This window comes from Mucilaginibacter sp., assembly GCF_028288225.1.
GTDB lineage: Bacteria > Bacteroidota > Bacteroidia > Sphingobacteriales > Sphingobacteriaceae > Mucilaginibacter.
Genome location: NZ_JAQBOC010000088.1, coordinates 1 through 25279 on the forward strand (window position 1 = coordinate 1; position 25279 = coordinate 25279).

A 25279-nucleotide genomic window follows, 5' to 3' on the forward strand; every position below is an offset into this window, starting at 1 on the left:
AATCGGCAGTTGCCTGGCAGCCCAATTTATAAAACTGGGACATTCGGTCGCTATTGCCAACTCCCGTGGCCCGGAATCCTTACAAGAGCTTGCCGAAGAAACAGGCGCGGAAGCCGCTACGGTAGCATATGCGGGAAAAAATAAGCACTACATCATCGTAGCCATCCCTCAAAAGAATATTCGCGATATTCCAGAAGGCTTGTTTAATGACCTGCCGGAAAACGTAGTGGTTATTGATACCGGGAACTATTACCCGGCTCTCCGCGATGGGGTGATACCCTCATTGGAGCAAAGCGGCCTGGACAGCTTATGGGTTCAGCAGCAACTGGGCGTTCCGGTGGTTAAGGTATTCAACTCCATTTTCGCGACCAGCCTGAACCTGCCGGGCAGGCCGAAAGGTGATAAAGACCGTATCGCTTTGGCGGTTTCAGGTGATAGCGCCCAGGCAAAAGCGATTGCTTTTAGACTGGTAGACGAATTGGGGTACGATCCTTTTGATATCGGCACAATCGCTGACTCCTGGAAACAGCAACCGGGCAGCACGATTTATTGCAGGGACATTCGGCTGGATGAAGTCAAAAAACGCGTTGATGCCATGGGAACGAATTGGTCTGAGATGCGCGACACCATCATCGGACAACATCAGGCTAATGAAGCAGCCATGGCGGCCGATTTTCCGGCTTGGCTGAAGGCCTTTAAGGATTAGAAAACAAACCAATCAAAACAGCTGATCCATAAGCCAGGTGCCTTGCATCCGGCTTTTTTTTAATTCAGGTATTGCATATTTAAAAACTATTAGTAAGTTTGCACTTACCGTAAGTTAATACTTACTAATAGAAATATGAATAGTCAATTAGCTTTTAATGCGCTGGGCGATCCAACCCGCCGGGCAATCTTCGAAAAACTACAGCATCGGCCAATGGCCGTAGTGGACATCGCCGATGGCTTACCCATCAGCCGCCCCGCCGTATCACAGCACCTCAAAGTACTGAAAGAAGCCAAGCTGATCACCCTGAAAACGGTAGGCAATAACAATATTTATGAACTCAATCGCGACGGGATATTAGCCATGAGAAATTATTTAGACCAGTTCTGGGATGATGCCCTAACCAATTTCAAAGCTCTGGCCGAACAAACCGAAAAAGACAAAAAATAATATGCAAACCATCAATCTGACCTCCATCAAAAAAGAATTTACGGTCGAAGCCTCGCAACAGACCGCCTTTGAAGTATTCACCCGCAAAATAGATTTGTGGTGGCCGCGCACCCACCATATCGGCAGCGCCGAGATGACCGAAATGGTCGTCGAACCGCACGTGGATGGCCGATGGTATTCCAAACATACCGACGGTAGCGAGGCAAATGTCGGTTATGTGATGACCTATCAGCCTTATGACCTTCTCGTATTGGCCTGGCAGATAGATGGTGATTTCAAATGCAACCCTAACCTCATTACTGAAGTGGTTACCGAATTTATTCCCGAAGGACCTACTACCACCCGCGTCAAATTCGAGCATAAAGACCTGCACAAACTGGGCAACGGCAAAGTCGTGGAAAGCATGGACCAAGGCTGGGGCGAGATCATGAATCTGTATAAACAATTCGCCGACCAATGAAAATCGCATTAAGAATCGCAGCCGTCCTCATATTGTTGCATACATTAGGGCACACCATGGGCGCGCTGACCTGGAAAAACGCGCCGAACGTCCGTGTGGCTGCCGTTGTTACTGGCATGGAAAACGAACACTTTGATTTCATGGGAAGGTCATTAACATTAGCCTCCTTTTTTAATGGCTATGGTTTTATCATGATCGGCGTACTCTTGCTGATCAGTATTTTACTGTGGCTGTTGTCATCAGCGCCGGTACGCAGCATGATACTTTTATTGGGCTGTTTCTGGTTTTTATGGCCATCACGGAATTCATCTATTTCTTCCCATTTGTCGCTGCGTTCTCGCTGCTCGCCGGGATCAGTACCTTATTTGCTTATCAAAAATCAAAAGCGTTATGACTAAAGTAATCTTCGGCAATCATTCCTCGATACTGGTTCCGCGCAAAGACCGGGACAATATCAATCTGTTTTATGTTGAAGTATTGGGCGGTCAGCTTATGCAGGCCGATCCCGACCGCGACTTTATCCGCCTCGGCGACAACTTCTTTATCGCCTTCCTTTATGGCGAAGTGGAAGACGCCAGCGAGTTCCACCGCAGCGCCCGCGTCATTTGGCTGGAGCTGAAATCCGATAACGTAGCGGCGACACGCAAAAAAATCCTCGACTCTGGTTTGGTTCACCAACTGGATATACCCGATCCGCACCTGTATTTCCAGGCACCGGGCGGGCAATGCCTGCGGCTCGTAGATATAGACGAAGACCTGTCCTTTTATGAAGGAACGGGAACCGGGCCGGATATGGTCAAAATTAATGAAGCACTTAACAACCTATAAATATGGCACATGCAATCAACTGGTTTGAAATTCCAGCCAAAAATTTAGCACGGGCGAAAGCCTTTTATGAAGCGGTACTCGGTATCGAAATGATCACCCCGTTTCCCGATATGAAATACGCGATGTTCCCGGCGGATATGCAGAACGGCGAGATCGGCGGCGGCCTGCTGGAAGAAGAAGGTTATGAACCCTCACAGCAAGGCGCATTGATCTATTTGAACGGCGGCGATGACCTGGACATTCCTTTAGCTAAAGTGGAAGCAGCCGGCGGCAAGATCATCCTGCCCAAAACTTCCATTGGCCCAAACGGTTTTATGGGGCGTTTTATTGACACCGAAGGCAACCGGATCGCTTTTCATTCGATGAAATAAGTCGTGACTCTTTAAAACTGATAACTATGAATAATTACGAAAAATTCGTGCAATTACACCACCAGGAAAAACCGTTGATCATCGCTAATGCCTGGAACGTAAAAAGTGCACAACTCATCGAAGCTCAGGGCTACGCCGCTATAGCGACCTCCAGCGGGGCTATCGCGGATTCATTAGGCTATGCCGATGGTGAAAAGATTCCGTTCAGTGAACTGTTGTATGTAATTCAACGAATAGCAGCCTGCATCAGCATCCCCTTGTCTGTTGACCTGGAAAGAGGTTATACCGATGACCTGAACGAATTAAACGACAATATCCAAAAACTCATTGACCTTGGTGTAGCGGGCATCAACCTGGAAGACGCACAGGGTGAAGACATTTACTTAAAAAAGCTGACCAGCATTAAAAATTATTTAACGCAGACCAATCAACAGTTGTTTATCAATGCCCGGACGGATGGATTCTTGCAAAAACTGGAATCCCCGCTGGAAACAACTTTGAAAAGGTCCAAATTATATGCGGATGCTGGCGCGGATGGTTTATTTGTCACTGGCTTACAAGACAGGTCGCTGGTTAAGGAGATCGCCGCGTCGGTCACGCTGCCCGTAAATGTGGTTGGTGTGCCCAAGCTTGGCTCCATCGAAGCGCTGGCTGAAAGCGGTGTAAAGCGGATCAGTATGGCGGTGCTGTTATATAAAGCAACTTACGGGCAATTAGAAAAGCTCGTCCAGGCTATTCAAACGGAACAATCATTCACGCCCTTATATTAACTTTGTTTTTAGCTGCTAAGAAGGCGCACCCCACCCGAACATCGGTTAACAATACCCAGGACAAACAAAACCACCGTTTTTTAGTTATTTTGGTGGTTGATTGAAGAGCGATTTGAAAAAGGATTTATAACTGGCATTAAAATCGGGCTTATTAAAAACGCCATCATTCCGGGCTAAATTGACCATGTTATTGCGCGGATAAGTGTCGAGCATCAGTTTTATTGTGCTAATTTGATAATAGTCCTAGTAGGACGTTTGTTCATCAAAGACACTGCCTAACGCCTTTAAATCTTCTACAAAGCGATGCGTGAAGCGTCCCTCACGGGCTACAAAATGAAAGCCCCTCAAGTCGGAAGATTTTAGGGGCTTTTTGCTTATATTCGATAGTTGGAGGCTGTCGGCATATTCGTCCGAAGTTATAAACTTCGGACAGCGATGGGTGTGAATCGATTTTGCATAAATTTGAGGGGATTGGCGCAATCATTCTAAGGCAATGTATGCGCCTTTCCATATTGAATTTAGGGGATTAGCACAATCAGCCCCCATTTCTATAGCGACTAAAACCAAGTTATGCGTCCTGCTTGGCAGCAGTGCTAACTTGAACTTTCTGCAAGAAACGAACAGAAAAAAAATAATCACAATTAAAAACAAAATTATGAGAAAACTAATTGCAGCAATCAATATGACACTTGACGGGTTTTGCAACCACACGGCAATGATTGCAGATGAAGAAATACATCAACATTATACTGAGCTGTTAAGAAATGCAGGCACCCTTTTATACGGAAGGATAACATATCAACTTATGGAAAGTTATTGGCCATCTGTCGTAAAAACACTACCGGTAACAAATCAAGGGATGAATTTGCAGTAACAATAGATAATATCTCAAAGGTTGTTTTTTCCCGCACGCCGAAAAGTGTTGATTGGGGAAATACAAAATTGAAAAAGGAAGTCACTAAAGAAGAAGTTTTAAAACTCAAGCAACAGACGGGTAAAAACATTTTAGTTGGCAGCCCAAGTTTAATAGTGGCCTTAACGCATCTTGACTTAATTGATGAATACCAGCTTAGCGTTCAGCCAATTATTTTAGGAAGCGGCTTACCATTATTTAAAAACGTGAAGGATAGAGTTAATCTTAAACTCTTAAAAACAAAAACATTTGGTTGTGGTGCAGTAACTCTTTACTATGAGCCGACAAAAAAATGAGTGCATAGTTGAAACGACAGATCTTCGTGACGACAGTAACACGAACGCATAACAAAAGTATTGCTGCAAGTGGGGCTGGACATTGAATTGACGCGTTGCAGCAAAAATATGCATGTGCAAAATCCGGGTATAAGTCTCACCTTTATTGGGGATATGAATCAAATGCGCCTGTCAATAATATTGTATCATGTTTAACACATCACCCCTACATGATATTTCTATGAAAACACAAACTCGTCGTCCACTTGGTGGATTTGAAAGGTTTTTTTGGTTGTTTAATCTGGAAAGACCGGTACATTTTACTATGGTAGCAGAAATTACAGGCAACTTACCGGTTACGGCCTGGGAAAATGCCCTGGCAGCTGTGCAGCAACTGCATCCTTTACTTTCTGTAAGCATTAATCTTAATGAAAATAACGCCCCTGAATTTGTAACCCAACCCGGCGCCACTATTCCGTTAAGGATTGTGAAAGCCACATCCGAAACAGCATGGATAGCAGACTTAGAGCATGAGGCGATTAATAGATTTCATGCCGCCTCTGCTCCGCTTATAAGGGCTGTTTTGTATGAATATCAAAACAAATCAGTTATTGCCCTGATTGCCGATCACGCCATAGCTGATGGCCGGTCTTTGTCTTTCGTTATCCGCGATCTGCTGAATGCAACGAACGGGAAATATGCCGAACCTTATGCCATGCCTCCATCGCTTGATGATTATACCGACCTGCCTAAAAACGCGCTTAGTCAGTTTCCGGCAAGCGATGCAGACATTGCCTTACTCAGCCAACAGCCGCAAGCCGTTAAGACAACCCCGCAGATCCAGCTTTTGCAATTGTCGCCAGAGCTTTCCAGCCAGGTCATTAAACGTTCCAAACAGGAAGGTACTACGGTTCACGGCGCTTTGAGCGCTGCCCTGGCACTGGCCAGTAAAACCTGGAAACCCCAGCCAATTCGTTTATTTAGTCCCTCATCAGCCCGCGAAACCTTGGGTGCCGGTGAAACCGTCTGTCTATCTATTGCTGGTCGTGTAATTCCTTTTGATATGGAGAAGATTAGCGCCTTCTGGGATATTGCCCGGTATGCCAAAGAAAGTTTAGCCGGCGCCAGTTCAGAAGAAGAAATTTTGGGATTTGCCCGGGCAGTATTCGGACTTATAACGAGTGGTGTAAATGCCGAAGGTACAGCACAGTTTACAGATACCGTCCTGGCTAATGAATATATGATAACCAATGTTGGCGCTCTACCGTTTGAAAGTACCTTTGGAAAGCTAAAATTAGATGCCGTATGGGGGCCTATCACCATAACCGGCTATGAGGGCAGCCAAACCGTTGGCATTGCAACCATCAACGGCTCTATAAATATGGCGCTCACATCACCCAGCCATATGCAGGTTAAACCGGTTCTTGAATTTATGGAGCAGATTTTAAGTATGGAATGCATCCCGTTGAACAGTTTATCGCAGGAACAAAGTTTGTAATAACAGCCCTTATATAATCACAATGGCGGCATTTAAAAAGTGACGCCATTTGTAATGGCATGAAAAATAAAAACAGTGCAGGATGGAGCAGTTGGTAGCTCGTCGGGCTCATAACCCGAAAGTAGTAGGTTCGGGTCCTGCTCCCGCTACCTGATGTCTCGTCCTAAGAAAAAAGGTACACAAATCCTTTATAAATCAATACTAATCTAATTATACATCTCTCTGATTTGTTCACCGCAAAATCAGTTCGTCATAATCAACAATTTCATCAAGCTTAGCGCTCAAACATCGCTGCGCTCTTAGGCGTTACTTTGCCTACTCTTTTATCCTTGCGCGAAACAAGTTCGCAAAGCTGTATCGCGGCGGTTTCAAAATCATCGTGGCTGTCGCTGAGCAGCAGCCATGCTATATCAAAGGTCTCGCCCTCATCGAATACAAAATCAGTAATGGCCGGAATCTTCGCTTTCAAACTGGCGTGATCTTCCCGCTTAGTGGAGATCCAAATACCATTGTGCTGCGGGTTCTTTCCGACCCGCCGGAAGATCAATACGATCTTTTGATCGAAATAAATATAGAACATGCCAATAGCCGGCTTGACTATTACGCCGGCAGGTAAATAATCCAGCAGAAAATCGAACGGCACTGGCTTTTTCATGGCTCAGGAATAAATGTTATTCTTCAATAAGTGCAATATAGCTTACCTGAATGAAAAACAAAGGGCCTTTCATTTAGTTTGAAGATCTGACAGCCAGTGAAATATTGTCGCAACACACCCCTAAAATGTCCCGAATCCCCCCGCCCTGGCAGCAAAAAATCATTTAATTTTGAGATAGTTAAACAACGCTATTAAAACAATTAACGCTTACGAATTTTAACTATATATCAACACCAAAATCATTTAACTATGTTACCCATCAAACCACACCTCTGGTTCGACCAGGAAGCAAAACAAGCAGCTGAGTTTTACGCATCATTCATGCCTGACTCGGCCATCAATTATGCCAATCATTTTCCAATGCCCGGCGGCGATTGCGAAGTGGTAGAATTTACCGTTGCCGGCCAGCCGTTCTTTGGTATCAGCGCCGGGCAAGGCCTCGGGATCAACCCGTCCATTTCGTTCATGATTAACTTTGACCCCTCGCACGATCCGGATGCCGCAAAACGCATCGGCGAGGTTTGGAACAAGCTGATCGAAAATGGAAAAGTGCTGATGCCACTGGATAGCTATCCCTTCAGCGAACGCTACGGCTGGGTAGCTGATAAATACGGTGTATCCTGGCAGCTCATCCTGACCAACCCATCCGGTGAAGAAAGGCCTGTGATTGTTCCATCGTTGTTGTTCACCGAACCGGTGGCCGGTAAAGCCGATGAAGCCATCGACTTTTACTGTTCCGTGTTTAAAGACAGCAAACGTGGTAATACGGCCCCGCGCCAGGAGGATCTGGGGCCGGACAAAGCAGGCACACTCATGTTTGCTGATTTTTACATCGACCAAACCTGGCTGGCCGCCATGGACAGCGCGCATCCGCATGGTTTCAGTTTTAACGACGCGCTGTCGCTATTGATTCCATGTGAAACCCAGGAAGAGATCGATTATTACTGGTCGGAACTTGCATTTGATGGTGAACCCGGCCAATGCGGCTGGCTGAAGGACAAATACGGCGTATCATGGCAGGTAGCCTCCACCGTCATGTTCGATGCACTCAAGAATGGCAGCGCTGAACAGATCGCACGCGTTACGCAGGCTTTTATGACGATGAAGAAAGTTGACATCGCAGCCCTACAGCGCGCCTACAATGGTGAGTGATCAATTAATTTTGCTTACCTTGGTCTATGAGTATTACGGAATTCATCAGCGGAGCGCCCAGCGAAAGACAGGTCGTTTTAACCGCGTTGCACGAGGCTATAATGGCGAACGACCTGACGGTTATCCCGGTCGTGAAGCCGATGATGGGTAAGGAAATGATCTTATACGAGGAGCGTGGTTATATGAAGTACGGGCTGGCCAGTACGAAGCAGTATATGTCGCTGCATTGCTTGCCGATGTATATGAACCCGGCGCTGCATCAGCAATTTGAAAAGCTGTTGCCGGATGCTAAGTTTCAGAAAGGCTGTATCAATTTTAAAGATGAAGCCGGTATACCGGTAGCGGTCATGGCCAAACTGATCGCTGATTGTTCCGCTATCAGTATCGCAGCGATGCTCGAAAAACGAAAAAAATAGATCACCTATGAGCTGGACCTGTCCGAAATGTGAGCGAGAGCTACCAAAACCGGAGCAGCGCCACTATTGCGCGCGTGTCAGTCTCAACAGTTTGTTCGCAGGCCGACCGGCCGAACTGGTGCTGGTATTCGATAAGCTGTTGGCCGAGGTCGCGGATTGGGAGGGCGTACTCGTCGGTACTACGCCGAACTGCATCGTTTTCACCCGGCGGCTGACCTTTTTGGTGATCCGGCCGATGAAAAAGAAACTGGACCTCAAGTTCTATTCAAAAGTACCGCACCCAGAAAAACCGGTGCTTAAAAGTACCGCTGCCGGGAATAAGTTCGAAAACCATATCCGCATCTCGTTGCTGGATGATCTACGGCCGGCTTTATTTAACCACCTTCGGGAATCTTATCTGCTGTTATGATCAAAAAACAATCAAATAAATAATGACAGTATCTGAATACATCAGCAGTTCACCTGGCTAAGTGTCCGAAAAGATAAATTCGATAAAATTTCCAAATCTTAAACTAAACGGTTCGAGTTGAGTACGATTCCCGCTACCTTTTAAAAAGTCAAAAGCCTTTTAGCCGAAAGATTTGAGGCTTTTTTGTATCTTGCCCTCGTCGTTTGCGCGAATGGAGACACTCGCAATTATTTTTCGTTTAAGCGTGACACTTAACCGGGCACTCGTGTGACGTATCTGTTTTTTTTTTAAAATTTTAAAATAAAAAAGCAACCATTAAATTTGAGCAGTGTAATTAAAACCTTAACCGAATAATCATAACTCCTAACCTTAACCAACACCAACATGAGATCAATTTTCATTGGCATTAAAAATGATGCTGCAAATTATGTAAAAGCAAAACAGGAGGCATTGCTGTCCTATTCAGAGGGGAATGGCCAGTTGTTGCCTGATGTATTGTCATCAATTGTACAACAAGCCTTATCACAAATCAAAGGTCCGCCGCCTCGCATTGCCACAAAAGAAGAGTTTTACCAGGTAAACAAAGAGCAAATGACGCAGATAGAGGTGGCCCAGCGCTGCGCCATACAGGGGCTGGTTGAAAATGCGCCACTTATTGAAGGCGAAGAGGTAGAAGAAGATTTTTTTAGTTACCTGCTTGAGCCTATTGACGGCTTGCCTGTAAATACCGGCGTTTTGCAGAGAAGGACCAATATGGCCGAAATCCTGTACATTTTCGACCTGGTATTGATAGATAACGGCAACCTTGTCCACCTCGATCCGCCACCGCCGATAGAGCCTCCCGGCCCGCGCAGGCTGTTGAAGCTTAGTTTTACCATTACCGGTAAGATGATAAAAAGCCTGCTGAAGACTGCCGGGACAAAAGTAGCAACTACCGCCCTAAGCAAAGTAGGCGCCGTAGTGCTCAACATCGTGATGAAGGAGTTGGGCATGGAAAACGACAATGAAAAGATGCTGAGCGAAATAAGGAAAGTCATAAAGGAAGAGATAGATAGCGCGGAGATCACCAAAATTGAGGGTACTATTGACGGCACTTTACAGTTCCTGAGTGTAGAGTATAAAAATCAAAAAGCAAATTTGGACCTCAGCAATGTAGTCAACAGGAGAGCCCTGTTGACCGATCTGAAAAATTTTTCCAACAAGTTCTATACCGATGTTATCGGTACCTTAAAGCAGGACAGGTATGCCGTTCGGGGGCTAAAAACCTTTATGTGCGCCGCCCCGGTGCATTTGCTGCTTACACAGGAAATGGCGCTTGTAGACCCTGATTACATGAACCCAAATGAGTCGGGCTTCCTTCAAACCCTGCGCGACAATGCCACTATTTACCGCAACCATGTACAAAATGCTTATAACAAAGCGATAAACGACAGAAATAATATGCAGGTGTATACCGAACCGTTTGTTGATTCGATGGGAAATAGCGCGGTTAGGAAAACCACATGGTGGTGGAGGGACAATGTAAGCAGCCAACGCGCAGGGCAGTTTATGGATACCAAAAAGCCGGAAAGATCAGCATCACAAAACGCTCATGAATCGCTGGAGCGGCACCGGAATGATGTGCTCAATAAAAGGCGCGAAGAGCTCGGAAAACCGCAGGAAACCTTCCTGGATGTGATCGGCGACCTTCAAAATTTTTCCTTCCCGAAAGCGTAGGAATTTTTGAATTATGCAAAAAGCCCGGTCAATTGGTCATGTGCGTTTTTTTCTGTTGGTGACTTTTACGCTATGCCTGTAGTCTGCCCGTTGTCCGAAGTTTGTAACTTCTGACAGTTATACCTGTAGACTGCGTTTGCACTGATGCGAACAAATTTTTTAATAATGTAAAATCCTCCAAAGAGTTCGACATTTCGCCCATTCCTTCTATCGAAGCAAGTCAGAAGCCTCAAGTCGAAAGATTTTGAGGCTTTTTTAGTTTAAGTGCTGTTTGTAAATTAATGATACTTTGAGAATACCGGCCACAGGCTGAACCGCCAAAATAATTTCAGGCCATCATGTAGTTTTTTACACTTTCGATATACTAATTGTGTATTAATAACTTAGCAAAATCATTCGCTAACATGCAGAATATTACTGAGGATAAATTTGTAGAAGACATCAACAGAAATAATGGAATCATTCATAAGATCTGTAATATCTATTTTCATGATGCTGACGACAGAAAAGATGCACGCCAGGAAGTACTATACCAATTATGGAGGTCATACCCCAGTTATAAAGGAGGCGCCAAATTTTCCACATGGATGTATAAAGTTGCTCTTAATACAGCCATAACTTATTCAAAAAAAGGCAACCGGGAGTTTACAGCCGACCTGCACACCGGCCATTGGGACCAGGTTGCCGACACCAATGACCAGCAGCATATCAATGAAAGAATGGAGTTGCTTTATGCAGCAATCAATACACTAACTTTAACAGACAAAGCAATAACCCTGCTATATCTTGAAAGCAATAGCTACGATGAAATTGCTGAAATAACGGGCCTTACCACAACTAATGTAAGTGTCAGGCTGGTACGGATCAAAAGAGCCCTAAAAGAAAAACTGAAAAATATTATTTAATAAAATATATTATGGAAACATTAGATGAAGCCAGAAATTTCTGGCAAAAAACAAACCAGGAATCTAATCCCTCCCCGATAATTAAGGAAGAGGTAGACAATGTGATTAAGACAAGGGTAAAAATGGAGCAGAAAAATGCTGCACAATACTTTTGGCTGTCATTTGTTTTTCAAATCGTTATTTATTCTTTCGCCTGCTACCTGATCATCAAATATTGGGGTGATGGCAGGATGATGACATTAAGTGCTGCCGGGATTTTATTATATATTCCACTCACCATTATTTTAATGAAGAAATTTCAAACCTTCTTTAATCCGCCGCCACAAATTTTTGATATACGTACTGGTATCAAAAATCAATATCAATCATTAGATCAATTCTTTAGCTTCAAGAAAAGGTTTGACCTAATATCCATCCCGCTCAACTCCATTATTTTAACAGCAATATTGTTTAAACTTTATGTACCCGGCGGGATCGAAGGCCACCCGGCCGGGGCGGTAATGGTTTGTTTAGGAATGCTGGTGATCTATAGCACAGCAACCTGGTTCGAAAATAAAAAACATTTTACAAAACCTCTCAAGCGGTTCAGATTCATTTTGGAGGATATAGAGAAGCTGAATTAACCTCGCAGTTGGTAGCTCGCCGGGCTCATAACACGAAGGTCGTAGGTTCGAACCCTGCTCCCGCTACCTGATCAAGTCTTAAGTCAAGAGTCTTAAGACTTTTTTATTGGGCTTAATTAGCTACCCATCATAAGCTATCCGCATAAACTTCCGTACCTCATCATTTATATCTTCCTTATGCAGGATCCTGAAATGATGGTACACAGTATGTCTTTTAGGCACCTCCTGGATTCGCTGAAAACAAAGGTTATCATTATACCGTTGTTTAAAAGGAAATACCACATGAATAAAATTTTTGCCTGCTTGCGTAATATAAGCTACCCGCTTGTGCGCATTGGCAATACTGACCATTGTTTTGTGCGGATGAATGCTAACAGGGCCGATTTTTTGCAATTCAGCTATAAAATGATCGAACAGCATTAAAGCGTGCGCGGACTTGATGATAGAAAATGCGGATAAGTGCCTGGGATCATCCATGTCATGTTCATATAGTATCAAAGCTAAATATAACTGCGCAAATGGATGGCATCTAAAATCGTTTCGATACAATTCACCTGCTCCACTTCGGATACATGGAGTGTGTATGCCATTTTTATTCGACCATGGCGGTTTAAATACCGAAAACGTTTCGCTTGTTACCACTTAAGGAGAAGATCTGACAGTTGAAACCAAGCCTTATATTTATAATAACATTATTGAGCTGTGAAGGTGGCTTCGTGAGGTTCTAATATTGGTTGATCATTTTGAAGATACTTTTTTAATTCGGCTGCTGTCTGCATAAGTAAAGATTTGGTTTGCGGAATTTCTGCCAGGGCATTTAAACATCCAAAATCATGAATCGTACCATTATAACGGATGGAAGTCACCGGCACACCTGCTTCCGCCAGTTTTCTGCCATATGCTTCGCCTTCATCTCTTAGAACATCATTTTCAGAGGTAATAATAAGTGCAGGGGGTAATCCTCTTGATTGATCAACAGTAGCCTTTAAAGGTGATGCATAAATCTCCTTTCGCTGATCAGGGTTGGGTATGTAATTATCAAACATCCATTTCATCATCGAAGTAGTTAAAAAACGCTGTTCCCCAAACTGCTGATAAGAAGCAGTTTCAAAATTAGCATCTACAACCGGCCACATCAATACCTGCAATTTAATTTCAGGGCCGTTATTCTCCTTAGCCAGCAGCGCAGTTACGGCAGACATATTCCCGCCAGCACTATTGCCCACAATGGCTATATTTTTACCGTCAATATTAATTTCTTCACCATGTTCTGCCACCCATTTCGTAGCTGCGTATACTTCATTTACAGCCTGTGGATATTGTGCCTCCGGTGAAAGTGTATAGTTAATAAATACAGCGGCGAAACCAGAAAGCACTGAAAGATCACGTACTATTCTTTTATACGTATCATAATCGCCTAATATCCACCCGCCGCCGTGGATAAATATAAACGCGGGCAGCTTTTTGTTAATAGCTAAAGGCCTGACAATATTCAGTTTAATCGTAAAGCCGTTAGTTGTTATCGTTTTTTCAGATTCCTCAATTCCTGAAAGATTAACATCTACTGAGGCCTGTACAGCAACAAAAACATTTCGGGCATCCTGCCTGGGCATAGTTTCAAGCTTTATTCCTGCTGAATTAATATTGGTTAAAAAGGCCTTAACCTCAGGTGAGAAATGAGGGTCAACAGCAAAGTCAAGAGCCTGTATTTTTTCTTTGTTTGTTTCCATGGTTGGTAATAGTTGTTTGTTATTAGGCAAAACTATAGCCATTGATCAAATATATCAATCCCCAAAAGTGGGGGTAATACCTTAAGTACACCGAGATACTCAAAACACAGATGTCTAAGGGAGCAAGCTGCTGATTGACAATGGACACGAACGACATTTCACTGATATTCAATACCCAATATTTCGGATGCTTTTGTTTTGTACAACATAGCTTTTTTAAAAATTATTCGGCCACATCGGTGATCATTTTATTAACGATCATCCATCGGCTATCGATTTTATGAAATGACAGGAACTCATCATAATTAAACTCGTACATTTTAACATGCACTTTGGAAACAGCTATAGAGTTAACCACATCAACCGAGACGATCGTTCCTTTAAAGGGTTTGCCTGAATCTTTCGGGCTTTGGCGATTCTTTACACCGTCGAGATATTGATCCAGCGTTTTGGCGTAAGGCTGCCCCTTCACATCCCCAAACAATAATGTGCCGGGATTTAAAATATTTCCCAGGATATTAACGTCGCCTTCATATATACCTTTGAAGTAATATTCTTCCAGCGCCTGGGTGATCGCTAATGAATCTTGCTGATTAGTTTCCATTTTCTTTGTGTTTTTAATTACGCAAAGTACGGCAGGATATCTCGGGTAGCCGTGTGACCTATATCACATTTAAAGTTATGCATGATCTATGTGATGCAGGTCACTTTTCAGGCATGAAAACTTACAGAGCTCAAAGTCTCCTGAAAAAATTCAAACATTGATCCTCGCGGTTCAAATTTTTCCAAAACAATACTTATCCCAATAAGAGAGCAATAGTTTTTGCCCCGATTTTGTAAAACGGCAGCCTAATCCGGGGGTTGGTGTAAATTCTCCGAATACAGCTCCTTTATCAGTTGCATAAAAATCAATTCTAATAAAAATTTCATAGGCTTTACTTAATATTTTTGCCTGTGTAAGCATTTCATTTAAACAAAGCGGGGGCCTTTCATATTCTCCTTCCGGAAAAATTTTGTTTAATGCTTTCAGCTGTTCCCAGTTTTCGGTGTAAAAAGTACAAGTCCCTTTTTGAGGACTTATTCTGTTAGCAACTACGATACACCCCACTTCCCCGTTAAAACAAAAAATCTTATAATCTTTCGGAATTTCATATTCTCCATTCTCGCTTTTCACAAATTCTTCAATTAAAAACTCAAGATTGCTGTTAGCATCAATTGCCTGTTTTAAAACACGCTTTATATCATCAGAAGAGTATGTTTTTTTATCGAAAAGATTATAATGGTTTTTCATTAAAAAAACCGATTTAGCTGAATGGCCTATTGTTGGGCGGATAACATAATTTTCAGGCAACAGATCAAAGTTAATTTCATCCACATCCGATCCTTGCCAATATAATTGCGCCACCCTGCAGTTGTGTTTTTCAGCAAATTTTCTTGAATTGTATTTATTACTCAATTTTCTTTGCCAATTTTTCGCATTTTTCCATTTTTCAATAGGATCATCAATGTTCATTACTGTGTTTCTTACGTTTTCACAATCAGGATCTTGCCAGAATTCTTTGTGACGGGCTAAAATCCTTGCAGAAAATGATCCTCTATGGTCAAGATAGTTTTTTATATATTTTAGCACAACTTCTTGAGTTTTAATTGGTGTACAAATATTTTGTTCCCTATTATTTAATAATACAGGCTTCAAAAAAGTATCTTATGGTGGCAATAACACGAAAATTAATTTTCACAGACTCCGCCTGTTAATGTTGCAGCATATCCAGGCTGGTCTGCAAATTCAGAGAATATAATTATATTAAAAGTAAGTATAACGCAATTCTTTGGTTTAACTACATATTATATAGAAAATTAATTGAAAGATATTTCATTACCTATCTAATGACTATCAATCAGTTATGCTTTACTCAAAAATATCAAAAAAACTAATTAATCTATAAACAATATATTTTTTCAAGTGTTAAAAGGCAAGAAGATTTTCCGTAGTTCTTACCCTAATTTATCATCCGGTATTTCCGTTCATTTCAGCTGTTCTAACACACGCTGGGCTTGAATAAATAGATATATATAACTAATGTGTGGGTAATTAAATTTAATTAACATGAAAAAGGGAAAATTAGTCATCTTAATGATTGGCATGGTAGTATCCGGAATAACCAGTGCAAATGCGCAAAGCAAAAAAGAAAAAATTGAGATGTTAACACGAAAGATGGATAGTCTTGAAAAAACGTTGTCTGTCAAAAATGAAAGTTTAGTTCAGTTACAAGTAAAATTAGCAAAGCAGGAAGGTACAACGGATGCCCATAATGAAGAAATTAAACGACTGGAAAATAAAACTGACAGCCTGAAGGAAATGCTTATTTCCAAAAATATGACTATTGAAAGCCAGGCATCTAAAATCAATCAATTAAATTTAGATATTAGTGGATTACAGACCCAGCAGAAAGAGTGGACAACTAAAAATGATTCCTTGACTGTAGCGTTAAACTCCCTGAAACAAAAACCAAGTGATACCGGGATAATCCTTAATGATGCAAAACCGGCAGATCCGTTGAAAAAAGAGGATCCAAAAGCCGGGAATACGGTTTCCGGTAATAAGCCAAACCCAATAATAAAAAATTAGCAATTGGAGTTTTGTTAGACGCTCCCTTTGTTAAGTCAAAAGCCTCAGTCTAAAGATTTGAGGCTTTTTTGTTTGTTGTACAAACAGAATGCTTAGGTTATGCTGTGCTAACCCCCCGCTATTAAGGCCTTCGGCCATAATTCTTAAGTTTCCGTTGGGGCTCTCCTACCAGGCCTTATACTTACCTCGTTCCACTTTTTTACGTTTACGCCCATCACAAGGAGCCACAGGCAAAATGATACTTCCGCAATACCTGAAGCCGCCAGAAAGGGAAAGAAATGCTTTGCGAACTCAGGCGCCAGGAAATTAGCAAAACTGTTGACCAGGTAGCACAGGCCCTGGATGACCAGCAGCACACCTATTATCCGGGGAAGAAAGGTCGAACGGAAAATCAGATACCCCATCGCAAGACAATAAAAGCCAAAAAATACCAGGGCGGTGCAAAAGCCATATTCAAAAAACTGGAGCGACAAGTAGGACCAGGCCTGCAACTGTTCTGGTGTGAATGCGCTCAGCTGGTGTCCGTTCCCCAAAAACACCAAAGGCGCAAAATGAGCGAGCAAACTCACACTCTCGATAGCCGTGCCCACAACACTAAACAATACCACCAGCAAAGTGAGATTCCTGTTCACTGGCTTAAACAATTTATAAAAGATGAGTATTAGCGGTACATTGCACGCGCAGTAAAAGATTTCGACCGCGAAACCCGCCCGATAAAGCAGTTCGTGCGCCTTGATGTTGTGCGCCGTAGCTGCGGCGTCCCCATGTACCACCAGGCGGTCGCGAACAATAATTTCGGCGAAGATGCCGCCGAGGATGACAATCAGGTATAATAATCCGGCAGTGCGGGCATAAATCTGCGGCGAAGTTTCAACGGTATGATTTGGGTTCATTTTTGATCTTCTAACCTTGATTTGACGATCTCCATTTGAAATTGTTACACTGTTCTGATTATCAATTATATGAAGCAAATTTCCTTAAATCAAATATTAGCTAAAAGCTTTGAGTTTTCCAATAAATTATTCGGGTTTCGTCCTGTTGGGCTACATCAAAATAGTGCGGGATGAAGAAGTTGGTAGCTTGTCAGGCTCATAGCCCGAAGGTTATAGATTCGGGTTGTCCCCGCCATCTTTTAAAATGAAAGTCTGTTCTAATGCTGAACTTCGTCCCTAAAACGCTTCATTTAAATTCAAAAAGAATCCACGCGATCCATATTTGCCAAATGCATAATCCAGGCACAAATTGGTACGTGTAGCCTTATTAAAGAGCACACGTAAACCGGCACCATAACCCGGTTGCCATTGCTGAAATAACTTTGTACCGGCTGCGTCATTAGCAGTTTGCACATTTAAGAAAGTAACGCCGCTAACAAACTTGTTACTTAGTATGGGAAAACGGTATTCTACTTCCGAATAGTTATATTGTGTGCCTTTAAAATAACCTGAGGTATATCCCCTTCCGCTACGGAAGCTTCCATCTTTACTCGTTCCGGGCAACTCCAGGTAAGGTACATCACCGCTAACCAAATAGGACCCCCAATTCCAAAACGCAATAACATGTTCCGGATTGACGGTAGAAAGACTAAAATATTTCCTGAAATCAGTGGTGAATTGTACAGAACTTTTTGAGCTTGCCAATAATTTTGAATTAACACGGAGGCCTGCATCCGCATAAATCCCTTTATAGGCACGGTTTTGATTATCGCGCGTGGTGTATTGTATGTTGAAGAGTAAACCGTCTGCCCTGTAATCGTCCCGGTTAAACCCGTGCTGATCACTATAAATATTGTAAGGAGTTAGTTGATTTGTTGAATCCCTTCTGTCTTCAATTTTCGTTCTTATATCAAATGATGCCCCTATTCCGACGAAAAGGTTTTTTTGAACTTCTTTATATACTTTCTCCCTAATATTAAAATATAAAGAATGGAAGACGTATGGTTTCCGGGAAGGATCTGCTAATACCTGGTCAGTTTCGCTTCCTCCCGGATCCCGGCCTATGCCCAATCCCTCATCAGGGGTAACGGTCTTCGCCACAACCAGGTTGCCCTGGAAGTTCCATTTGTTGCCGGGTGTATAAACATTATGATTGATGTAAAAATAAATAATCCCCTTGGTTGTAATCGAAGCTGATGTTGCTGCTACTGATAAGAGCGTATTTGGATCATTCCCCAATTTTCTGCCTGCCACCGCCTTAATTCCCAATTGCGAGCCAATAGTTGGATTTGACGCAATATTGGGCACAATGGTAATGCCTGACGGTTTTTTATGAAGCGAATCGCGCTTTTTTTTTGGATGCAAAATATTTCGCATCAAATCACCAAAGTCATACTGCTTAGCTAGAACTTCTGCCTGCTTAACCCTTACAGAATCAGCACGTAAAGACTCTGTTTTCAACGAATCAACAGGAGTTTGTACCTGGCTATGAGCATAACCGTAAATACCTGTAAATAATGTTGATAATAAAATCTTTAGTAGTAAAGAAAAACTTCTACCGTCTTGTCTGCGCTGCATTTGAGGTGATAAATATTAAAAATCCAATTTATTACCTATTTTTTTAATAAATACAGATCAAATTTTAAACCCTGAAACTATTGAAATGTTTTACGCTTATACATATTGGTGCAGTTGTACAAGCATTGAACGGCGGGATATTGGTTTGAAGATTTGCAGCAAGAATGACTGCAGAGCATGCAGCATTCGCTGCATTTTCAGACAGGATCTGTCAAAACAAAAGCTGTTCTCATAATAACTATTTTACCAATCTTTCGTTTTATTTCCCGCAAAAAAATAATGGCAGCCACTTCAATAAGTGACACAAAAAAGAGTTTTGATCTTCAATCGCGTAATGAATCTTTTATGATATTATCCTTAATGATCAAAAATAATTTGACAAATAAATAGTCATGTTTTACCAATATGTATAAATACGTAAAGCATTTTACAAAAAGTGCACATTTATACAACCAACTGCCATTTAAGCTGAAATACTGCGAGTAAAACATCTATTTTTAATGTGTTATTAATATCATAGGTTAATTTATTTAGCTAGAACAATAATCAATTTTAGTTATCTGAAATTGTATCTCATTAAAAAATTATATGCTTTTTAACTCTTTCAGCTTTGCGATTTTTTTGCCGATAGTATTTGCCCTTTACTGGTTTGTGTTTAGTAAGAATTTAAGATTGCAAAATTTTTTACTGCTCTGCACCAGCTATATTTTTTATGCCAGTTGGGATTGGCGTTTCCTGTTTCTGCTCGTTTTTTCCACCTTGTTAGATTATTTTACCGGGATTAAAATGCAGGAAACAAAAGATCAGAAATCGCGGAAGTTTTGGTTTTGGCTTAGTGTTTCAATAAACCTTGGATTTTTAGGGGTATTTAAATACTTCAATTTTTTCGCCTCCTCATTTGCTGCATTCTCGGCAAATTTAGGCCTGCATGTAAATCCATGGACCCTAAAGGTTATTTTACCGGTTGGTATTTCCTTTTATACATTTCACGGCTTGTCATATGTTATTGATATCTATAAAAATAGGATTAAGGCCGAAAAAAACTTTATTGATTATTCCTTATTTGTTAGCTTCTTTCCCCTTTTAGTAGCAGGACCAATTGAAAGGGCAACACATCTTTTACCCCAAATAAAAAAAGAAAGGACTTTTGATTATCATAAAGCTGTTGATGGGTTACGGCAAATATTATGGGGCCTGTTTAAAAAAGCAGTTATAGCTGATCAATGCGCAGAATTTGCGAATATGATTTTTGCAAATTCTGGTTCACATTCCGGCAGTACATTAATTTTAGGAGCAATATTTTTTGCTTTCCAAATTTATTGCGATTTCTCCGGCTATTCAGATATGGCATTGGGAATTGCAAGGCTACTCGGCATTGATTTGTTACGCAATTTTGCATTCCCTTATTTTTCAAGGGATATGGCTGAATTTTGGCGGAGGTGGCACATCTCATTATCAACATGGTTCAGGGATTATTTATATGTGCCCCTTGGTGGCAGTAAAGTCGGAATATGGAAAAAAATAAGAAATACCTTTATTATTTTTTTAGTAAGCGGCTTTTGGCACGGTGCAAACTGGACCTTCATTGTATGGGGGGGGCTAAATGCTTTATTTATAATGCCATCAATTATATTTAATACCCATAGAAACAATCTTGAAATTGTAGCCAAGGGCCGCAACTTGCCAACACTAAATGAGTTTTTCCATATGGTGCTAACCTTTTTAATGGTTCTGTTTGCCTGGGTATTTTTCAGGGCAAATACCCTTGGCGAGGCCTTTGCTTATATAGGCAGAATTTTTTCAAAATCAACTTTGACTTTCCCTGATATAGATACAAACAGATCACAGCTATTAAATACCATAATTTTAATAATTGTATTTGTAATAATTGAGTGGAGCGGACGGGAAAATGAATACGCCATTTCAACATTAGGTAAGCTTAGAAAAAGAAGCTACAGGTTAGCCTTTTATTCCATATTGATTTTAACAATCTTTCTTTTTATGGGAAAGGAACAACAATTCATTTATTTTCAATTTTAATTTATGAAAAGCTTTTTAAAAAATATCTTCCTTTTTATTTTAATGAATATATTGTTGCTATGCTGCGTTGTGATTATACCATACTATATTATAAATAAAAAATCCAATTTTGTTATTAATAAAAAATATAAAATAATAGTTTTTGGACATTCTCATCCTGAATGCGCCTTTAATGATTCATTAATTCAAAACTTTAAAAATTTATCCCATTCTGCAGAACCCTACTTTTATACCTATCAAAAAATAAAGATGGTTATCGCTCAAAATCGCCGGATTGAAACCGTTTTAATTGAATTTTCAAACAATCAGATAGACGAAAAAATGAACGATTGGACCTGGGGTTATAAATATATGTCAAATATGTTTCCGCAATACGAACCGTTTATGGACAGGCCCGATATTGATCTATTAATAAAAAACAATTCTAAAGACTTTTTGAATTGCGTTTCAATTTCAACCAGGCAGAATTTATTTAGAGTTATAACCTCAAACTACAACTTTTCGGGCAGTATTGGCAGTTATTTAAAAATTGAGGGATCTGACACCGGCTCATTAAAACAAGCATCAAAAACGTCGTTGGATAATAAAGCCTCATTGGATAGTAATGATAAAAAAGGCTACAATTTGTCAATGATGAATATTGAATATCTTCGAAAGATAATTAATTATTGTAAACATGAACATAAAAAAGTGTTGCTGGTTAGAAGCCCACAACACAAAGATTTTGAATTCAGGAAGAACGAAAAGATTTTTTACCAGATAAAAAATAATTATTTTTCTGACGTAGATCTCTTGGATTTTAACAATTTCCCCTTAAAGGATGACGAATTTGCAGACTATGGCCATTTGAATTACAAAGGTGCATTCAAGTTTTCAAACTACTTTAACTCAATACTAAAATCAGGCATTTTAAGCACCAGGAACAAACAATTATTTATTGATACATCAATTATTGCATTAAAAAAGAAAACCCTTTTAACCCCTCTTACAGTAGCATTTAAGGGAAATTAATTAGATGAACGACTAGCCCTGGTTTGAAAAAAGGCAAGGATGCCAAAAATAGTTTCTGCCTGCCCCATTTAATAACATCCGCGCTTTTACATTTTAAACACACCTTTTTTTGACGATTTCACGAAACAAAAAAAGCAAATTGAAATCAGCTTCAATTTGCTTCACATATCAATTTGTATTACAGTTATTTACAATATTTCACCAACTATTTTGGCAATTATATCACAAAAACAATAAAGGAGACGATGGCTGTTTACCATAACGGAATACTGCTCAGAAGAGTATGTCCGTAAAAATTAACAAAACTGCAAACTGTAACTTAATACTGCTTGAGTAAAATCAGACAGGGTAATTACAATAAAGCCAGGTGGCTTTACTGGGTTAATTTATTTTTTAATATGAACAAGTAAAAAATGTAATACGCATACGGTTCGTAATTTTAGATAGTAAATGATATTAATACAAAAAACATCATTGTACTTTCGCCTTTATATTTCCCCTCGCTGCTTAATACATCATTAAATTTTTCAAGCAGTTTTATATACCTGTCCATCCAATAATATATGGCATCGCGTGGCTGCTCTTTTGTGCTTAAAGCCCCGGCAAAGCGGTCGGTATTCACCGTGTTAACTTTATTTGCAAATTCTTCCGGAAACTCTTTTGAAAAATCATGCCCTATCACAAAGCCGATCTGGCAAATAATATCAATATTAAGTTTCTTAGTTTCAAACCAATTATACAAAGTGCGCCTACTGATGTCAAGTTTCCTTGCAATTTCACTAATGCCCATTCGGTCTCGCCTAACAATACGTTCAACTATTTGCCCATAATGAAGGTCGACACGTACAATGGTTTCAGCTGCGCTGTTCTCATAATCAATTAAACTACTGTCTGGGTAATCATTTTTGCTGTGCATAGCTTTAATTTGGTTTGGTTGAAATAATTTTAATTTTAACTAACTATATTATAACAGTTTAGATTTCATTAAATTTTATATTTCAATGATAAAACCTATCCTGCTTGTCAATAACGTAAAAACATACTTTTCTATAGTTTATTTAATCGGGACATAAATCTATTTATAATACAACATAAGTTTCAACCTATAAAAGGTCAATAAATACCTGTAGAAGGCATTGCAAATGAACAACTTAATTAAATAAATATTACACTAAGCTTTTTTTAAAGTTAAATAATTTAAAAAGTTTACAGCGCGGGTTAAATCATAAACAGTCAATGTTTAGGATTGCCTTTTAATTAAGCAACTTGCTACATAATCCACCAGGCAACAATCAGTAGGGAGAGTACATCTGAAATTTTTAATTTTTATAACTTTTATTTTTTGAGCACAGGCAATTCCGGATTTTGCAGTAAAATAAATAAAAGGGATTTGGTTAGCATATAAACTGGCAGCCATGTTTTTATAAACGTTGTAGGCGTTCATACCCGGCATTATAATTTCACAAATTACAAGATCAGGCAATTGTTTTTTAAATTGTTTAATAGCATTAATGCCGCTATCTGTTTTTGACACATTATAGCCTTCAGTTATCAAAAGGCTGGCTATATCTTCCCTGGCACTATTGTTATCCTCAATAAGCAAGATATTATTCACGATGATTACTTGATAAAGGGTTGTTAATTAAGAATTATATTTAAAGCTGTTTATTTTCTATTTAAAGCCTCATAATATTGTTTTGTGATATCATGAAAAATCCCCGACAGCTTTTCACACTTGCCGTTATAAAATTCCGGATAGCCAATAATCCTGATTCTTTTTAAATTTCCCCTGGCGGTTATCATATCAACTTCAATATCAAATGAGCGTCCTTGTTTTAAGGCTTCATTAAATACCCTTTTCCCAATTTTACGGCTTTCTCCTTCTTTATAAAACTTAATGGATGTTGTCATATCCGGAACAAAATCTTCCGACACTTCCATTATCTCTTTTAAAACTTTATTCCATACAGCGGTTTTTGTTCTGAAATCCATTGTCCAGGTTCCGATACGGGATATCTCACTTGTTTTACTTAAAATTTCCGAGGTTTGTTTGTCTTTCTCTTCCCTTAATTTAAACTCAGTAATATCCTCTGTATACACTAATAACCCTCCAATATCACCAGCGCTTTTATACCACGGCCTTATATCCCATTTTAACCAACAGGTTGATCCATCGTCCTTTTCAACTAAGGCTTCATCACATGTATTAATATTGCCTTTTAAACAATCCAAATACATAGCTTCAGAGTTTAACTTTGTTATAGGTAAAATATCATAAACACTTCTGCCTATCAGGCTGGTATTTTGCAAATTATAATCCAAAATCCACTTTTGTGAAACTGCTAAAAAACGCATATCCTTATCAAACATAGCAATGGCTATTGGAGCTTGCTCAATAAAAGTTTTATATCTCTCATCATTTTCCGCCTGCACATCACTTATAAGCTCTTTTGTAGATCTTTCTTTTAAATATCTTTGATAACATGCAGAAAAATTTGATGGATTTGAAAAATTAAGCATTACAGCCATCTGGTTTTTATTGCAGAGCTTTTCACTGATATATTTATCGGCAAATTCCATTTGCAGGTTTCTATAATACAAGAAAATAGTAGTTTTGTATTTTGCTTTAAAATCTCTTTTAAGTTTTGATTCAGAAATAAAATGTTTTTTTGCAAGTTTTGCTATACTTGGAAATGCGGTCAGAACGCATGATTTTAAGGTTTCAACTACTTCTTCAAGTAATTTCGCGTTTAAAAATAAATTACCAGGCACTTTTTGCGGGGTATCATGCAAGCTGTTGGATTGCGTAGTATTCAAAGGGCTTATATCAGCAACATGAACATAAAAGCCTTTTACTTCGCTATCTTCAACGTCAGGTATATATGTTGCCCTCGAATTCCTTATTACTCCGGACGGCGTAGATATTAATAGTTCAAAAACCTGCACCTGGCCATTTAAGGCTCCATTAATATAAGCTAAATTTTTTTCATATAATGTTGGCCCTATAACATCCCTGATGTGCATTTTATTGATCATATCATCAGGCGTAATTCCAAACCAATCAATATAGGCTTTATTGGAAAATCTGCAAATAAGATCTTTATCCCAATAGGCCAGTATAGCGTTGGTATGTTCGGCCACGTCAAAAACTATTTCACTAAATTTAATATTATGATCTGAGGCCATAAAATTTCTCCGTTTAGTTTAACGCA

Annotated in this window: 29 protein-coding genes and 1 tRNA gene; 20 read left to right on the top strand and 10 right to left on the bottom strand. The window is 40.2% G+C overall.

Features of this window, described 5'->3' with window-relative positions; genetic code table 11:
- From JWQ54_RS25920 to JWQ54_RS25970, 11 genes are all read left to right on the top strand, one after another.
- A partial coding sequence (locus JWQ54_RS25920) for an NAD(P)-binding domain-containing protein (protein WP_299590767.1) occupies positions 1–706 on the top strand: 706 nt, incomplete at its 5' end.
- Between the two features lie 135 nt (positions 707–841).
- Positions 842–1156 (top strand): helix-turn-helix transcriptional regulator, encoded by a 315-nt coding sequence (locus tag JWQ54_RS25925; RefSeq protein ID WP_299590768.1) that lies wholly within the window; start codon positions 842–844, stop codon positions 1154–1156.
- A gap of 1 nt (position 1157) precedes the next feature.
- Positions 1158–1616: an SRPBCC family protein gene (locus tag JWQ54_RS25930; protein ID WP_299590769.1), complete on the top strand. Its 459-nt coding sequence runs from the start codon at positions 1158–1160 to the stop codon at positions 1614–1616.
- A complete protein-coding gene (locus JWQ54_RS25935) occupies positions 1613–2014 on the top strand; it encodes a hypothetical protein (protein WP_299590771.1) in 402 nt (133 codons plus the stop codon). Before JWQ54_RS25930 ends, JWQ54_RS25935 begins: the two co-directional genes overlap by 4 nt.
- On the top strand, positions 2007–2444 hold the full coding sequence (locus tag JWQ54_RS25940; protein ID WP_299590772.1) for a hypothetical protein: 438 nt from the start codon (positions 2007–2009) through the stop codon (positions 2442–2444). The genes JWQ54_RS25935 and JWQ54_RS25940 overlap by 8 nt, the downstream gene beginning before the upstream one ends.
- Positions 2445–2446: 2 nt before the next feature.
- The gene (locus JWQ54_RS25945; protein ID WP_299590773.1) at positions 2447–2815 is read left to right on the top strand and encodes a VOC family protein; all 369 of its coding nucleotides are present in this window, start codon (positions 2447–2449) and stop codon (positions 2813–2815) included.
- 26 nt (positions 2816–2841) lie between these two features.
- Positions 2842–3585 carry an isocitrate lyase/phosphoenolpyruvate mutase family protein gene (locus JWQ54_RS25950; RefSeq protein WP_299590775.1) on the top strand — a complete coding sequence of 248 codons (744 nt, stop codon included), beginning with the start codon at positions 2842–2844 and terminating at the stop codon, positions 3583–3585.
- Between the two features lie 655 nt (positions 3586–4240).
- Positions 4241–4459 carry a hypothetical protein gene (locus JWQ54_RS25955; protein WP_299590776.1) on the top strand — a complete coding sequence of 73 codons (219 nt, stop codon included), beginning with the start codon at positions 4241–4243 and terminating at the stop codon, positions 4457–4459.
- Between the two features lie 68 nt (positions 4460–4527).
- Positions 4528–4794, top strand: coding sequence for a dihydrofolate reductase family protein (locus JWQ54_RS25960; protein ID WP_367187140.1), 267 nt, complete (start codon positions 4528–4530; stop codon positions 4792–4794).
- Between the two features lie 220 nt (positions 4795–5014).
- A complete protein-coding gene (locus JWQ54_RS25965) occupies positions 5015–6271 on the top strand; it encodes a condensation domain-containing protein (RefSeq protein WP_299590780.1) in 1257 nt (418 codons plus the stop codon).
- A 77-nt stretch (positions 6272–6348) separates the two neighbouring features.
- Positions 6349–6420 (top strand) — tRNA-Met (locus JWQ54_RS25970).
- A gap of 125 nt (positions 6421–6545) precedes the next feature.
- On the opposite strand, the gene JWQ54_RS25975 is transcribed toward JWQ54_RS25970, so the two are convergent.
- Positions 6546–6926, bottom strand: a complete 381-nt coding sequence (locus JWQ54_RS25975) for a hypothetical protein (protein ID WP_299590782.1) — start codon at positions 6924–6926, stop codon at positions 6546–6548.
- A gap of 249 nt (positions 6927–7175) precedes the next feature.
- Here JWQ54_RS25975 and JWQ54_RS25980 point away from each other — a divergent pair, with 249 nt between their 5' ends.
- The 6 genes from JWQ54_RS25980 (at position 7176) to JWQ54_RS26005 (ending at position 12147) form a co-directional block, all read left to right on the top strand.
- Positions 7176–8078, top strand: a complete 903-nt coding sequence (locus JWQ54_RS25980; protein ID WP_299590783.1) for a VOC family protein — start codon at positions 7176–7178, stop codon at positions 8076–8078.
- A gap of 26 nt (positions 8079–8104) precedes the next feature.
- On the top strand, positions 8105–8494 hold the full coding sequence (locus tag JWQ54_RS25985; RefSeq protein ID WP_299590785.1) for a hypothetical protein: 390 nt from the start codon (positions 8105–8107) through the stop codon (positions 8492–8494).
- A gap of 7 nt (positions 8495–8501) precedes the next feature.
- Positions 8502–8903, top strand: a complete 402-nt coding sequence (locus tag JWQ54_RS25990) for a DUF5655 domain-containing protein (RefSeq protein ID WP_299590786.1) — start codon at positions 8502–8504, stop codon at positions 8901–8903.
- A gap of 384 nt (positions 8904–9287) precedes the next feature.
- Entirely contained in the window at positions 9288–10619 is a 1332-nt protein-coding gene (locus JWQ54_RS25995) for an insecticidal delta-endotoxin Cry8Ea1 family protein (RefSeq protein ID WP_299590787.1), read from the top strand.
- A 404-nt stretch (positions 10620–11023) separates the two neighbouring features.
- Complete coding sequence (locus JWQ54_RS26000; protein WP_299590788.1) at positions 11024–11524, top strand: sigma-70 family RNA polymerase sigma factor; 501 nt, start codon at positions 11024–11026, stop codon at positions 11522–11524.
- An 11-nt stretch (positions 11525–11535) separates the two neighbouring features.
- Positions 11536–12147 carry a hypothetical protein gene (locus tag JWQ54_RS26005; RefSeq protein WP_299590789.1) on the top strand — a complete coding sequence of 204 codons (612 nt, stop codon included), beginning with the start codon at positions 11536–11538 and terminating at the stop codon, positions 12145–12147.
- A 120-nt stretch (positions 12148–12267) separates the two neighbouring features.
- Here JWQ54_RS26005 and JWQ54_RS26010 read toward each other — a convergent pair whose 3' ends face one another.
- From JWQ54_RS26010 to JWQ54_RS26025, 4 genes are all read right to left on the bottom strand, one after another.
- Entirely contained in the window at positions 12268–12624 is a 357-nt protein-coding gene (locus tag JWQ54_RS26010) for a DUF5655 domain-containing protein (RefSeq protein ID WP_299590790.1), read from the bottom strand.
- A 215-nt stretch (positions 12625–12839) separates the two neighbouring features.
- Complete coding sequence (locus JWQ54_RS26015; protein WP_299590791.1) at positions 12840–13877, bottom strand: alpha/beta hydrolase; 1038 nt, start codon at positions 13875–13877, stop codon at positions 12840–12842.
- Positions 13878–14100: 223 nt separating this feature from the next.
- On the bottom strand, positions 14101–14481 hold the full coding sequence (locus JWQ54_RS26020) for a nuclear transport factor 2 family protein (RefSeq protein WP_299590792.1): 381 nt from the start codon (positions 14479–14481) through the stop codon (positions 14101–14103).
- 171 nt (positions 14482–14652) lie between these two features.
- Entirely contained in the window at positions 14653–15573 is a 921-nt protein-coding gene (locus JWQ54_RS26025) for an ATP-grasp fold amidoligase family protein (protein WP_299590793.1), read from the bottom strand.
- A 411-nt stretch (positions 15574–15984) separates the two neighbouring features.
- Here JWQ54_RS26025 and JWQ54_RS26030 point away from each other — a divergent pair, with 411 nt between their 5' ends.
- A complete protein-coding gene (locus JWQ54_RS26030; RefSeq protein ID WP_299590795.1) occupies positions 15985–16506 on the top strand; it encodes a hypothetical protein in 522 nt (173 codons plus the stop codon).
- Positions 16507–16649: 143 nt separating this feature from the next.
- On the opposite strand, the gene JWQ54_RS26035 is transcribed toward JWQ54_RS26030, so the two are convergent.
- Positions 16650–17399 (bottom strand): DUF4386 domain-containing protein, encoded by a 750-nt coding sequence (locus tag JWQ54_RS26035; RefSeq protein ID WP_299590796.1) that lies wholly within the window; start codon positions 17397–17399, stop codon positions 16650–16652.
- A gap of 276 nt (positions 17400–17675) precedes the next feature.
- Positions 17676–19016, bottom strand: coding sequence for a BamA/TamA family outer membrane protein (locus JWQ54_RS26040; protein ID WP_299590798.1), 1341 nt, complete (start codon positions 19014–19016; stop codon positions 17676–17678).
- A 786-nt stretch (positions 19017–19802) separates the two neighbouring features.
- Between JWQ54_RS26040 and JWQ54_RS26045 the strand changes: the two genes are divergently transcribed.
- Both JWQ54_RS26045 and JWQ54_RS26050 read left to right on the top strand, forming a co-directional pair.
- Complete coding sequence (locus JWQ54_RS26045) at positions 19803–21056, top strand: MBOAT family O-acyltransferase (protein ID WP_299590800.1); 1254 nt, start codon at positions 19803–19805, stop codon at positions 21054–21056.
- A gap of 249 nt (positions 21057–21305) precedes the next feature.
- Positions 21306–22067, top strand: coding sequence for a hypothetical protein (locus tag JWQ54_RS26050; RefSeq protein WP_299590802.1), 762 nt, complete (start codon positions 21306–21308; stop codon positions 22065–22067).
- Positions 22068–22506: 439 nt separating this feature from the next.
- Here JWQ54_RS26050 and JWQ54_RS26055 read toward each other — a convergent pair whose 3' ends face one another.
- The 3 genes from JWQ54_RS26055 to JWQ54_RS26065 form a co-directional block, all read right to left on the bottom strand.
- Complete coding sequence (locus tag JWQ54_RS26055) at positions 22507–22983, bottom strand: helix-turn-helix domain-containing protein (protein ID WP_299590804.1); 477 nt, start codon at positions 22981–22983, stop codon at positions 22507–22509.
- A 324-nt stretch (positions 22984–23307) separates the two neighbouring features.
- Complete coding sequence (locus JWQ54_RS26060) at positions 23308–23682, bottom strand: response regulator (protein ID WP_299590806.1); 375 nt, start codon at positions 23680–23682, stop codon at positions 23308–23310.
- A 50-nt stretch (positions 23683–23732) separates the two neighbouring features.
- Positions 23733–25253, bottom strand: coding sequence for a PAS domain S-box protein (locus JWQ54_RS26065; protein ID WP_299590807.1), 1521 nt, complete (start codon positions 25251–25253; stop codon positions 23733–23735).
- Positions 25254–25279 lie beyond the last annotated feature (26 nt).